Annotated in this window: 7 protein-coding genes and 1 pseudogene; 5 read left to right on the forward strand and 3 right to left on the reverse strand. The window is 68.3% G+C overall.

All coding sequences use genetic code 11. From position 1 onward, the window contains the following. Positions 1–1228 precede the first annotated feature (1228 nt). Complete coding sequence (locus tag M1203_RS37555; RefSeq protein ID WP_249954357.1) at positions 1229–1723, forward strand: GNAT family N-acetyltransferase; 495 nt, start codon at positions 1229–1231, stop codon at positions 1721–1723. A 660-nt stretch (positions 1724–2383) separates the two neighbouring features. Further along, positions 2384–3013, forward strand: coding sequence for an SMI1/KNR4 family protein (locus M1203_RS37560; RefSeq protein ID WP_249954358.1), 630 nt, complete (start codon positions 2384–2386; stop codon positions 3011–3013). 50 nt (positions 3014–3063) lie between these two features. Here the strand turns inward: M1203_RS37560 and M1203_RS37565 are convergent, their stop codons facing one another. Beyond that, positions 3064–6870 carry a DNRLRE domain-containing protein gene (locus tag M1203_RS37565; RefSeq protein WP_374404803.1) on the reverse strand — a complete coding sequence of 1269 codons (3807 nt, stop codon included), beginning with the start codon at positions 6868–6870 and terminating at the stop codon, positions 3064–3066. A gap of 1077 nt (positions 6871–7947) precedes the next feature. Between M1203_RS37565 and M1203_RS37570 the strand changes: the two genes are divergently transcribed. Beyond that, positions 7948–8130 (forward strand): hypothetical protein, encoded by a 183-nt coding sequence (locus M1203_RS37570; protein ID WP_249954359.1) that lies wholly within the window; start codon positions 7948–7950, stop codon positions 8128–8130. Between the two features lie 250 nt (positions 8131–8380). Here M1203_RS37570 and M1203_RS37575 read toward each other — a convergent pair whose 3' ends face one another. Next, positions 8381–10150: a glycoside hydrolase family 95-like protein gene (locus tag M1203_RS37575; RefSeq protein WP_249954360.1), complete on the reverse strand. Its 1770-nt coding sequence runs from the start codon at positions 10148–10150 to the stop codon at positions 8381–8383. Here M1203_RS37575 and M1203_RS37580 point away from each other — a divergent pair. Next, positions 10149–10328, forward strand: a complete 180-nt coding sequence (locus M1203_RS37580) for a hypothetical protein (protein WP_249954361.1) — start codon at positions 10149–10151, stop codon at positions 10326–10328. The genes M1203_RS37575 and M1203_RS37580 overlap by 2 nt on opposite strands. Positions 10329–10721: 393 nt before the next feature. On the opposite strand, the pseudogene M1203_RS37585 reads toward M1203_RS37580, so the two are convergent. After that, positions 10722–11484, reverse strand: a pseudogene (locus M1203_RS37585) (transposase); the annotation flags it as partial. A gap of 1203 nt (positions 11485–12687) precedes the next feature. Between M1203_RS37585 and M1203_RS37590 the strand changes: the two are divergent. Further along, positions 12688–12996, forward strand: a complete 309-nt coding sequence (locus M1203_RS37590) for an HD domain-containing protein (RefSeq protein WP_249954362.1) — start codon at positions 12688–12690, stop codon at positions 12994–12996. Positions 12997–13081: the final 85 nt, after the last annotated feature.

The raw sequence follows: 13081 nt of genomic DNA on the forward strand, positions 1-13081 counted from the left end.
CGTGCTGCGAACGTGCAGCGGCGTGTGGGTGAACATTCGACTGCCGGACCGATTGGCCGGACCGATTGGCCGGGTCGATCGGCGGCTGGCGCGGTGCGCGAAGGCTTCCTCGACTGCGAAGTCACCAGTCCCCGCTGCCGAGGGCTGCGACTGACGGCTGCTCACCCCCTGGCCCGCAGCTGATGCCTGCGCATCCAGCCACGTGGGTCTCCCCGCTGATCAGCAATCAACCGGGTGACGTGAGCGCGTCCGCGCTGCCGATGGACGCTGTCGGCGGTGGAGACGGCGTAGACACAGGGGCGCCGTCTGATTGCACCTGTACCAGCGCGTCGAGGCTTCGTCTCACGCTGCGCTGATCGCGGTTACACCCGCTTCCTCGCCCAGGCCGTCCAGGCCGGCCCGGAGGGTGGCACAGGCGGCCGCGCCGCGGCAGGCCAACGACGAGCGGCACCGTGCTCCACGGCCTGCACGGCCTGCACGGCCTGCACGGCCTGCACGGCCTGCACGGCCTGCACGGCCTGATCGAGGCCGAACTCTCCCTTGACCACGACCCGTAGGACGCGTTTGTCACCATCGTGCTCGCGTGGAGGAGCCCGGGCCTCCACCCCCCCCGTGACTACGGGCAGGTCGTCCTCCAACTCGCCGGCCGTTCCCGCGCCGTGGCCACTTGGCATCCGGCGCCACGCCGCCGCCCTGCCCGAGAGCGACGCCGTGGCGCCCTCGCCGAAGTCGTCCTCCGTGAAGCCGACAGCTGTCTCTCCGCACCGCTGGAAGGCACCGCCTGCCGCGCCCGGAACCGCGCCCGCCTCGTACGGGCCCTCTGCGCGCGGCTGGACCGTCTCACAGAACCTTTCCCTGCCCGCCAAGCACCATGGGCTGGTCATGCCGTCTCGTGGCCGCAGGAACGCACACGGTGTCCGCCCCGGGAACGGAACATCCCCTGGACGGGCGCCGTCGTTGGGTCTGTCAGGGCTCCGAGGGAGTCACCTTGATCAGCTGCTGACGATGCCGGGCAGATCCTGGGAACGGCGAGTCACGTGCTCGTCTTCACAGGAGCGCCGTACCTTCCCCATCGGACTGGAGACCATCGACGATCTTCCGACGGCCGTATCCGTCCTTGCAGCGCCCCAAGCAGGCCGTGGCCGTTCCCCGGCTTCGAGGACGCCATCACCGCGTGCCCGGCCCCCGATCCCGCCGACCGATCCACCGCGAAGGAGCTGATCACCGTATGGTGACTCTGCGCGCCCTGGGCCCCGACGACGCACCGGCCCTCACCCGCGTCTACAGTGGGGCCTCCATCCGGCACATCACCGGCAAACCCCTCACTCTCGACCAGGCCCACGAGAAGATCCGCACCGCCCTCGCCCGGGCAGCCGAAACCCCCCGCGCGCAGTGGAGCTGGGGCATCCTCAACGAAGCCGGCCTGATCGGCTTGATCGCCCTGCGGCGACGTACCCCGTCCATGGGCACCATCAGCTACATCCTCAGGGAGGACAGCTGGGGCCACGGCTATGCCACCCACGCCGTCGGCCAGGTCGTCTCCGTGGCCTTCACCACCGCTGGCCTCAACCGGCTGGAGGCCATGCACCACCCCGACAACCCAGCCTCCGGCCGCGTCCTGATCAAAGCCGGATTCACCCACGTCGGCACGTCCGGCCGCCGCGGCGACGACGGAGCCGCCATCCTCTACGAGCTGTATGCCATGGAGCACGGCAGCACCTGAAGACAGCGACCACACGGAGGGTCCGTGACGCCTTCCGGCACGGACCCTCTACACGTCCAACGCGGCTACGCCGTAGCCCACTCCAGCCCGAGGGCAGCGAGCCGGCCTTCGAACGCCCGCCCGTGAACGCGATGTCGTGGGTTTCGAGGTCTGCCGTGGCCGAAGCGGCCGGCGCCGGCAGACCTGTCTACGGCTGCCGTGGCTGATCTGCCTCCCGCGTCGTCGCCACACCGAGCAGTCCCACCGGACCGATGACCACGGAGAGCCCGGCAGGGCCCGCCCGGTCGCACGTCTCCGCCGGCAGCACCGTCAAGAGCGGCGTGAACCCGGCCGCGGACGCCGTGATCTGTTGGCCCAACGAGGCACCTGACGTTGGGGTGTTGGTCTTGAACAGCTTCGCGGACCACGCCGCCGGACATGGGTCCGCGCGAGCGGGCGGCGGTGGAGGAGGCCGGCGAGGCGGACCTGCTGGCGGCGCCCCGCGCCTGAACGCGGATGCCGCCGGGCATGCCCGTCCCGCGCCCGGACGCGGATGCCGCCGGGCATGCCCGTCCCGCGCCCGGACGCGGATGCCGCCGGCCGCGCCCGCCCCGCGCCTGAACGAGGGTGCGGGGCGGGTGTGTTGGGCAGCATGTTCTCATCCGTTGCTACGGTGGGCGGATGCTGATTCGAAGCCCTGAGGACGAGGCCCTCGCCGAGGTGTGGGGCGCTCTCACCCGTTGGCTGGCGGAGCACGCGCCGACGTCGTACGCTTCCCTGCTGCCGCCGGTGCCGGAGGAGGACATCGCCGCGGCGGACGGTCAGCTGAGGCAACGCCTCGGGTACGGACTGCCTGCCGAGTTGACGGCGCTGTGGCGGCTCTGCGGTGGGGTGGAGCACCAGGAGATCGAAGGCGACGAGCAGGAGGAGGTCGCCTCGGGGGCCTTCCTCCCGGGGGGAGTCGTCCTCACTCCGGAGCAGGCGATGTCCGCGGTGCTTCTCGGCGGCGAGCGCGGGTGGGGCGCGCCGGTCGTTTTCTGGCTCACCCGGGACGAGGCCGGGCCCGAGTCCGGCCACTACGCGGGCCCCGGCGGCGTCGGCTCCTGGGAACTCCCCGAGGGGATCGGCGCTCCGCGCTATCCGTCGATCGCCGCCTACCTGAGGGCCGTTCACCGCACTCTGACCGCGGGGCCCGCTGATCTGATGGGCTCGTCGGAGGTGCCGGGCCTCGTTTACGGCTGCCTGATCTGGGACGACCCGGAGAGTTCGTGGCTCACGCGGGCCGCCGGCGACTGGGTGCCACTGCACTGAACGCGGCCGGCCGGCGCCGGGCCGGGGCCCGGTGCCGGCCGGCCTGGTACTCAGGGCTTGGCCATCGTGCAGACGAGGTCGGTCTTGGTGGTGTCGCAGCCCTTGAACCAGGCGTTGCCCGGGTCGAGGGTGTACCCGTCCGTGTCGAGCATCCGGAACTTCTTCAGGAACCCTTCGTAGAAGTTGTCCAGATTCATCGAACCGGAGTTGACCTTCAGGGACATGGACGACCGCCCGCAGTTCTCCTTGAACGTCGGCGCGTCGTAGCGGGTGTCGTCCAGAAGGTGTTCGCTGCCGTCGTCCGTCCTGGCCGCGACGGTCTGGATGCACTCGCCGCCGCCGTTCGGGCCGGCCGGGTTCTGTCCGTCGTTCGCCGCCGGGACTCCCGGTGACTGGTAGGTGGAGGAGAACGGGAACTCGTCGCAGGACACCGCCTCGGCGGCCCCTTCGGTGATCTCCGGGTGCAGGGCCGTCCACGGGTGTTTGAGGAACGGCTTGTCCGGCACCCAGCCGTCGGTCCGCTTGGAGCGCGACTTGGGGCACATCACCTTGTCACGGTTGTCCTTGCGCTCGTACGACCACTCGTTGCGCTCCTTCCTCGCGAGGTACCGCAGCGGGTCGGAGCGGTCCTTGCCGCTTCCCTTGACCGCCGACTTGTTCTGGATCAGCCAGGCATGCGCGGCCGCCGACGGGTACTTGGCGGTGTTGAACTTGTACTCGGGCAGGTACTGCGGCAGTACGCAACCGGCATCCGCACCGTTCGCCGTGACCTTGTCGCACCGCACATCGATGCCGGGGGAACGCCATGGTCCGGTGTCCAGTTCCTTGTCGCCCTTGCCGTCCGGCGGGCCCGACTCGGTGACGAAGTGGCCCACGAACCAGACCGGGAGTTCCTTCGACAGATCGACGTCGCGCGTACCCCCGGCGTTGTTGACGCTGCCGTTCCACTTGTGGTCGGCGGTGCCGGTGGCCATGTGGCCGTCCGTCGGGTCGTACTCACCGCCGCCCTGCCAGCTCAGGTCGTTGTAGAAGTCGAAGTTCTTCGCTCCCGCTCCGCCTTCGCAACCGTCGCTGAAGCACATGGAGTCGATGAAGGCGTCCTCGCCGCCGTCACCGAGCAGCACGGCCCGGTCGTCCGGCGGGAAGTTGCTGTAGGTCGGGTTGATCTGGATCCAGGTCTTGATCTGCGACGTCTTCGGGTCGGTGGTGACCTGGAAGGCGAACTCGAAGGAGGCGCGGTAGGTGGCGACCGGGAGCCCCTGGTAGATGTAGGTCACCCGGTAGCCCACGTCGTAGAACAGGCACGCCTCGTTACGGGTGATCAGCGACTTCTGCGCCTCGCCGTACAGCGACGGCTGGCACCATGCGCCCTTGATGATCGGGTCGGGGTAGGACGGCGCCCTGGTGCGCAGGGCCTGCGCCGCCTTACGGGTGCCCTCCAGGGACCGTTCCGCCTTCGGCGTGACGGTGATCTCCGTACCGCCCTTGGAGAAGGTACGGGGCTCCCAGCCCTTCCAGCCGGAATCCGAGCCGTCGGGCTTCGGCGGCGCCTGCGGTGTGTCGGTCAGGGCCGGCGGGGCGGCGTGGGGATCCAGGTCCGGGATCGCGATGTCGATCTTCTGCGCGCGGTTGTAGTCCCGGGTTCCGGAGGTGAACCCGTAGTCCTTGATCGGGCCGACGTTGCCCGCCCGGTCGACTGTGCGGGTCTGCGCGATGTGGTTGCCGTCCGCCGCCGGGGTCAGGGTGTACGTGGCATCCGCAGCCGCGGCCCTCGCCGTTGCGGTGGTGGTGCGCGTCGACTGCCAGCCGTGGTCGGCGGCGTCGTCCTCGTACGGGTCGAGGCGGTACTGGACCTCGTTGGCGTCCGGGGCGCCGGTGGTGACGTCGAAGGTGCCCGCGACGCCCGAGCCACCGCCCCAGTCCTCCGGGTAGGTCTGTGAGCTGACGCTCTGCGGCTCGCCGGGTGCGGTGGTGTCGACGACGAACTGCGTCCAGGGGGACCAGTTGAGGTTGTAGTGGGTGCCGTCGTAGGCGTTGGTGCGGAACTTGTAGGTCCTGCCGTCCTTGAGCTGGCCGGCCGGGACGGTGACGGAGGCCGGCTTGCCCGCGGCGACGAAGCCCGACACGAGCAGGCCCTCGCCCGCCGGGGTGGTGATGGGGGTGTCGGTGGCGGCGTCGTAGACCTGGAAGGTGCCGCTGACGGTGTCGCCGTCGGCGTCGGTGAAGGTGTCACGGAGGGTCGGGGTCGTGGTGTTGACCGCCCACACGCCCGCGTACGACTTGAACGGCGCGCCGGCCTGCCGGTCCGTGCCGTCCGAGGGACGGTAGTTGTAGGTCACGGACAGCTTGGGCTGATTGGCCGTGTTGTTCGCGGAGTTGACGCGCTTCCACGCCCTGATGTCGTCGGTGGTGGCGCGCAGCCCCATATGGCCGCGGGTGGCCTTCGCGGACGCCCAGGACTGGACGAGGGCGTCGACATCGGCGTTGATCCAGCCGTCGGGCTGGGCGGCGCAGTCCGGGGAGCCCTTGGTCTCGGTGGAGGAGTGGTACTCCTGGTTCCAGGTGGGCTGGTCCGTCCACCGGGACGAGGTGGATGGAGCGCTGGTGTCCCAGACGGTCCACTTCTGGGCGGTGCAGTCGGTGTTGCCGGAGTGGAAGTTCCACAGCGACAGGTTGGTGTCGACGATCAGCGCGTCCTGGATCGGGGTGGTGTTCCAGGTGATGAAGGAGCGCGCGCTGCGCGGGGTGCCGTCGGGGTTCTTGGTGCCGGGGTTGCCCAGGTCGAGTTCGGTGTCGCTCGACCAGTCGACACTCTCGCCCTGCTGCACATAGGTGTCGAAGGTGTTCGCCAGCGCGGAGGTGGACGGGTCGACGGTGACCGGGTACTGGGTGTCCGGGTCGGCGAGGAACGCCTCCGACGGGGTGAGGACCAGGTCGACCTTGCCGGCGCCCTTGTCGACGACCTCCATGCCGACGCGGGCGCGGTTGGTGTGCTCGCCGGAGCGTGTATCGACGGCGGAGTCCCACATCACCGGGGCGGGCATGGTGGCGCGCGCGGCGCCGGTCCTGGCGTCGGTGAAGGTGACCGAACCGTCCTTGTTCGCCTTCGCCTTCAGGCCCTTGGCCTCGACGGGGAGGGTGTAGGAGTAGGCGCCGGCGGGCCGCTCGTTGATCTCCACGAACTGCTCGAAGCCGGTACGGGTGGCCTCGACGATCACGTCGGCACCGGGCACGGCGTTCTTGTACGTCGCGGTGGTGCCGTCCACAACGGGCTTGGGCAGACCACCCTTCCACTTCAGCGTCACCTGCTCGTCGCCCGTGCCCAGGGTGACGAGGTCACGTGCGGTGTCGTTCTGCGCGGCGCGCAGCGACTTCGCCGGGGTGCCGCTCCTGCCGCCCAGGCGCAGGCCGCCCGGGTGCGCCTTCGCGGTGACGCTGCCGTCGGCGGCTTCGGTGAGGGTGGCGTCGGCCTTCTGCCACGCGCCGTTCTTCCGGACCCGTTCGGGGCCGGCGGTCAGTTCGCTGGTGAGGGTGCCGTCCGGGTTGGCGACCGTGTACGTCGTCTCGGTCGTCTCGTCGGTGACGACGGTCTTCTTGCCGGTCTTCTTCGCCTCGGTGAGGGCCCAGGCGATCGAGCCCTTCGCGTGCTCGGCCGCCCAGGCGATGTCCGACGCCAGGATGTCGGCCTCCGACGGCTGGACCGCCTTCGCGGTACCGGGTTTCGGCGCGGGCGCCGCGCCGGCCGGCAGCGAGGCCCCGGCTATGAGCGCGGCCTCGGCGACCAGGAGCAGCGCGGCCGCGGCCGCGAAGCGTGTCCGGCGCCGTGGTGTTAATGCCTGTTGTCTATGTGAAGACACGAAAGCGGGTGTCCCTTCCCTGTAGACCCTGCCGGAATGCGACACGTGTACGAATGTGTGTCACGAGCGCAGGACACTAGGCGCAAGTAACAGGCGGGTAAAGCCAGTTACCGGACGTGGCTCACACACGCCCCAGACGGCACGCGAGTTGAAGCGGCATCTCGCCCCTAAACACGACAATGATCACACCAGTCGCGAGCAGCGCGGTCCGGGGCAGTCACGCGCGAGCGACCCCTCCTGGCGGCCCGCTCGAACGTGATGTCCTCCTCGCCGCGAGGGTTCATCTGCTCCTCGATGCCTCGGCCGGTGAGGTACACGGAGCGGGCGAGGTACCGGCTACCGCCGTTACGCGACAGCACCGACCAGGAACCGCGGCCTGTGCCTCGGCCCGGGGTCACGGTCGACGACAACCTGTCGCACCAGGGTGTTCGATCACCGGGCTTCCCGGTTCTGTGCTGCATCGGCGTCCTGTGCGACCGTCTCGTACTGTCCGCCCGGCGTCCTGACCAGCACAGACCGCCTCACAGTCGAGGCGCGGTAACGGTGCGAAGGGGGCTGGAAGCGCTGACGAGGCCTGGGCATCCCCTTCTCGCTTCGGTGAAACACGGATGTCGCGATCAGTTGGGGCAGCGGCTTCTTCATCGCCCCGGGCTGGGTGCAGACCCGCAGCCGGCATGCGCGGCGTGCCCCGGGATGGCAGCGCACACAGGAAGGGCCTCACGGATGAACGGTCAGATGGATCAACGGACGCTCCTACTCGCACTCGTGGGCTGCACTACCGCATATGTCGCCTTCGAGCACCCCTCGTTCGGTACCGCCCTCATGGTGGGCGTCGGTGTGGTGACACGGATACATCTGCCGATGAGGCAGAGCTGACCTGCTTTCCGTTCGTCCGCACTCAAACTCCGATGGCACGCGGCCAAGGGGCGACCTGTGATCCTGACCGTTTGCCAGGTGCGTTCGACCAGGCAGGCAGCTCTGTACGTTGCCGTCCGCACTGTTTGGGCGATGCGTACAGCACCGCCGCTCACCGGGATGGCCTGACGTCCCATGGGGCGGCGTGGAAGCGCTGTCGTCGTGGGTAGCGGACAGTCCGGGGAACTCGCGCTGTGGCTCCGGTCGCAGCGCGAGCGCCGGTCTGTCACCTGCGCGACGATGGCCGAACCGACGGACCACCGGTTCATCGCGGCGACGCTCTCGCGCGGGGCCCGCGGCAGACCGAGCGCGATCGCACCGGCAGCCGTCCTGCCCCGCCGTTGACGGCGACCATGGGCCCGATGGCGTGGAAGGAGTTGATGACGCATGCCCGTAGCGGTGCGGGCTCCGGAGGCCGTGCGTGTTCTGGTCGGCATCGGTGGCCGTGTCTGCTGCTCCTGTCGGGGTTAACGTGCCGTGAGCGCGGGCCGGCGGCGCCCCTACGGGACGCGGGCAGGACCGCTCTGCCGTGTGCCGATGCCGTGTGCCGATGCCGTGTGCTGTGTGCTGTGTGCTGTGTGGTGGTGTTGGGTTTTCAGGCCGGGTTGATGTGGTAGGTCTGGCCGGCGGTTGTCTGGATGGTGATGACACCCCCCGCAGTGGTGTGGGGCACCGTGTTGCCGGCCGTGTCGGTCACCGTGAAGGCGGCCGTCCACGGGTTCTTCATCCGCAGCGTGCCGCCCGCCTCGCTCCGGATGTCCGCGTACTCGACGTTGCCCGCCGCCTTCGAGCTGGAGACGAGGAAGGCGCCTTTCTGGCGCAGCTGGTAGAAGCTCGCGTCTTTGGCCGCGGGCCAGGCCGGGAAGAGCGAGATGACGGATTGGTCGCTCTGGACGAGCATGCTGTTGATCGCCTCGGTCGCGCCCGACTTCTCGATACCGTGGTGCGGGTCGGTGATCCGCAGGTTCGGTGCCGTACGCGTCGAGATCACCGACGTGAACCTGTCGATGAGCTGATCCGCCGGATAGCCCACCCGCGCGGCCTGGTTGAAGATCTTCGGGAAGCTGTTGTCCTGGCCCCAGGAGTTCATCGCGGTGACGGTGTCGCGCGCGGTCTGGAGCCGGCCGGCGTCGGAGTTGACGCCCAGCTGGTCGGCGGGCTGGATGAATTCGAGGTTGATGGTGTTGTCACCCGGCCGGATCAGCCGGGTGTCCGTGCCCTGCATGCCGCTTGCCAGTGAGTAGACCGTCTTGCCGTTGAGCGTGGTGGTCGGCTGGCCGGGCAGGTTGGCGAGGATGTTCTGCCAGAGCGCCCGGCGGTCGGCGTCGGTGTTCAGCTGCCGGCTGGCGGAGACGGCGGCGGCGAGCACCTGCTTGAGCATGCCGAGGTCGGGGGAGGAGTTCTTGCCCCAGGTGCCCTCGTGCGGGCCGCCCCAGAGCGTGTACGTGCCGGCCGCGTCCCGCTCCAGCCAGTGCTCGAAGAACCGCGCGACCTGGCTCAGGAACGGATATCCCTTGGTGCGCAGGAAGTTGTCGTCCTGGGTGTACTCGTAGTAGGCCACGAACTGTGTTGCCGAGAAAAGGGAGTTGGAGACCTGCTGGTGGTACTGGTCGTCCGTGGTCGAGCCGTTTGCCGGTCCGAACGGGCTGATACCCACCGGGAACAGGACACCCGACGGCACGCCCCCGTTCGGGAAGCGCGAGTTGACGTAGTCCTGGTTCACCCGCCGCAGGTCCTGCTCGGCCCGGCGCTGTGCTTCCGGCAGGTAGGAGAGGACCGCGTCGTGGAACGGCAGCGCGAGGTCGGGGCGGTTGCTGGAGTAGACCCCGTAGAAGGGCGCCTGTGCGTTGTAGTTGAGATGGAGGTCGCCGTCCCACATCGGGTCGTCCGTGGTGGTCCAGATGCCGAAGATGCCGGGAACGGTCCTGCCCGCGCGGCTGGAGGCGCCGATGAAGTACTGGGCGGGGTAGTAGTACCTCTCCAGCGCGGCGTCGTTCAGGCTGACGGCGGACCGCATCCAGAAGTCCTTCCACCAGGCGGCCCGCTGGGTGTCGAGCGTGCCGATGGATCCGGCGTTCTCCGCCCGTACCCGCGCCACCGCGTCGTCGCGCGGGGCTGTCGGGTTCTGGCCGCCGCCGGCGACCGCCGTCACCAGCGTCACGGTGCCGCCCGCCGCAACGGTGAAGACGGTCTTCGCCGTGGGGCCGGAGGAGGTGGGCGGCTGTACGGCGGTGGCCCCGAGCACCGTGGAGGCCAGGGCCGCGCGGGACACCCAGTTCGGCCCCGGCGGTGTGGCGCGTTCGGCCCACATCACCTGGCCGTTGACGCCGGAGGAGTTGCTGTACTGGGAGTTGGGGCTGCCCATGGCACCGGCGAACGTCGACGCCTGGAGCCTCACCGGCTGGGCGCCGGCCGAGGTGACCGACGTGACCATGATGTTCTTCCCGGCGGCCAGCCATGTTCTCATCGACAGCGGGGTGTCGCCCATCGACACGGACGTGGTGATCGACCCGTCGACGATGTGCTGTTCCTCGCGGTGCTGAGTCTCACCTTGATGTCCACTCGGATTTCTCGTTTTGATGTCACTGGTGCTGGAATGTGGGAAGCTGTTTGAGCTGGATTGATCGTTGATATGAACCTTTTGTGTAGTGACATCGGTTGAGGATTTGGACAGCCGTGCCGTGAGAAGGGTCAGGACATTTTCATGAGAATCGCTATTGTGTGCCGCTTCTGACCTGCGGTTTCTTTGAGTGAAACGAGTTTGGCGTACCACTACCTCGATCTTGCGTGAGGGTCCGTGGATGGAGTCGGTAGACCCTTTCGCCTTCCAAGGTGGGTGGTGGGCAGGCTGGTGACCCGGCTGTCGCGTCGGGTGAGCGCCGGGTCCCACTGCCCGGGGTGGGGTGATGCTGCCGTTGGGACGGGAGGTCTGCTGGTCAGCCCGGGTTGGGCAGGCGCGTGAGTCGTTGGAGGGCGGCTGTGATCTCGCCTGCCAGGGCCAGTGGCGATTGACGCGGAGGATGCGGCGCCAGCCGGTGGTGACGAGCTGGGCGGGCCGCGGAAAAGAGACGGAACCGAAGTCGGCGGAGTTCCCAGAGCCGGGTTGTGCCAGTCAAGGCGAGCACGGGCATCCAGGCCAGCAAATCGAGTGCGGTCTGAACGATCTTCAGCCAGATTCCGTTCTGCGCGGTGTGGTTCAGGGGCAGGTTGCGCAGCCCGGTGGTCCTGGTGGCCCGGATCCGGTCTTCCGCTCGGGCGCGCAGCCGGTGACCGAGCTCAAGCTCAGTGATCGGAGGTCAGGGGTGTTGGTCGCGAAGCGGTGATCCGCATGCCGTCCGCGTCTGTGATCCTCAACTGGGCTGCGGGTTGCGGTCGTTCGTTGCGACGATCAACCGCATGCCCTTCGGTCAGCCTCCCGGAGCTTGCCGGTGACCTCGGCGACCCAGGCCCCGTCGCGGACCGTGCTGTCGGCCTGGACGCCGGCGTCCAGGCCGATGCCGGGATCTTCACAAAGTGCTGGTGAATCTGTTCGGTGATGCCTATGCGCACGGGGTAGGGCAGCCATTGTCCTCGTTTGGCGAGCCAGGACACGAAGTTGTGAGTGCCGTCAGCGGAGTCCGTGCGGATCAGGGACTGTCGCCCTCGCCGGTACTTCTTCCGCATCCGGGCCAGGGTCAGTTGAGCGGTGGCGATGTGATCCCAGGAGACGCGGATGCAGGGCTGGTTCCATCCTTGCATCCGCGGGGCTTACGACGTGATCAGCGACGCCGGTGTCGCGGCCGGTGATCCATCCCTGCTTGCGCTGGGCTCACGCCGCAGCCAAGGACAAGCCGCTCAACCGCGTCGATCCATCCCTGCTTGCGCGGGGCTCACGAAGCCGAGGTGCTTGCGGCGGCGATACCGGACGATCCAGCCCTGCTTGCGCGGGGCTCACGCTTTCGAGCGTGCCGAGACAGACGGTTCCGCCGATCCATCCCTGCTTGCGCGGGGCTCACTCGAGCAGAGCGTTCTCGGGGGCTTGGGCGGCGGATCCATCCCTGCTTGCGCGGGGCTCACCCTTCGCGACCTGGTGTTCTCGAATGGCTTTGCCAACGCTTTATGTGTCTGTAGGTGTTCGGCGGTCAGGGTATCGCTGATGGTGTCGACAGTTCTACTTGAGGAGGGGCGACTTGTCTCTGCTGGGCGGGCGAGGCCCGCTTTTCCGGGACAGCGAGGCAGTTGACCTCGGAGGAACTGCCCGCCAGGAGCCGTGCGAGGCGGCCCCGGGGACATGAGAGAGCATCGACCCAGCCCTGCTTGCGCGGGGCATACGACCGCCTCTATGTGCTGACCGCCGTCAGCGTCGAGTCATCCCAGCGTAGGCCGGGCTTACCACGCCGACACCCTCGCTGAGGTACGGGGATCCATTCCTGCTTGCGCGGGGCTTACTCTGCTGCTGGGAGGCTGAAGACCCCCGTGAACGATCCAGCCCTGCTTGCGCGGGGCTTCCAACTGGTACCGGCACCAACGCACCGACTCCGATTCAGTCCTGCTTGCGCAGGGCCTTGTATCGACCGGAGTCCCTGGTGTGGCTGGAGGGCGATCCAGCCCTGCTTCCGCGGGGCTTACCACGTGATGGTCTTCTGAGCACGGGCCGTTCGCGATCCATTCCTGCTTGCGCGGGGCTTACGCTGATAGCGGCCTGGAGGACAAGTATGCGCTGGATCCAGCCCTGCTTGCGCGGGGCTTACTCTTCGCGACCTGCGTTCTCAAGTGAGTTTAGCAGTGTTTGTGTGTTACCAGTGGTCGTGCGGCAGGAGCTTGCTTGCCTGCCGTGATGGGGTGACGTGGTGCGCTCTGTCATGGGGTTGGTGCGTGGGAGGGTTGTGGTTCGCGGCGGAGCCGGTGGTGGGGGAGGCGGTGATGGGGGCTGTTGAGGACGCCCGGCTGGGGGGTATCGGCCTGGGACCGTGGACGGAGTTCGATGTGGCTTCGAGCACGGCGTATCCGCTGTTGTTCGGGATGCTCGACAGTGCGGTGATGGCGTTCGAGGTGTGGGAATGCGTGGTGACTGCTTCTCAGCGGGACGTGCTGAGTGAGGGTATGGGGCTGCCTGCGGAGCAGGCGCGGTCGGTGGTGGCGTTTTTGGCGGGGCTTCAGGACCTGGGGCGTCTGGTTCCCGGATACCAGCGCAGACACCGTGCCGCCTGGGTGCGGCTGTGGCGTGGCTGACGTGCTTGCTTATTGATCTTGATTGTGACCTGCTGTTGTTCAGTTGTACTGGGTGGTAGTTCTGGTCAGTCGGTTGGGTTTACGC

It is taken from the genome of Streptomyces sp. 35G-GA-8, assembly GCF_023534745.1.
Lineage (GTDB): Bacteria > Actinomycetota > Actinomycetes > Streptomycetales > Streptomycetaceae > Streptomyces.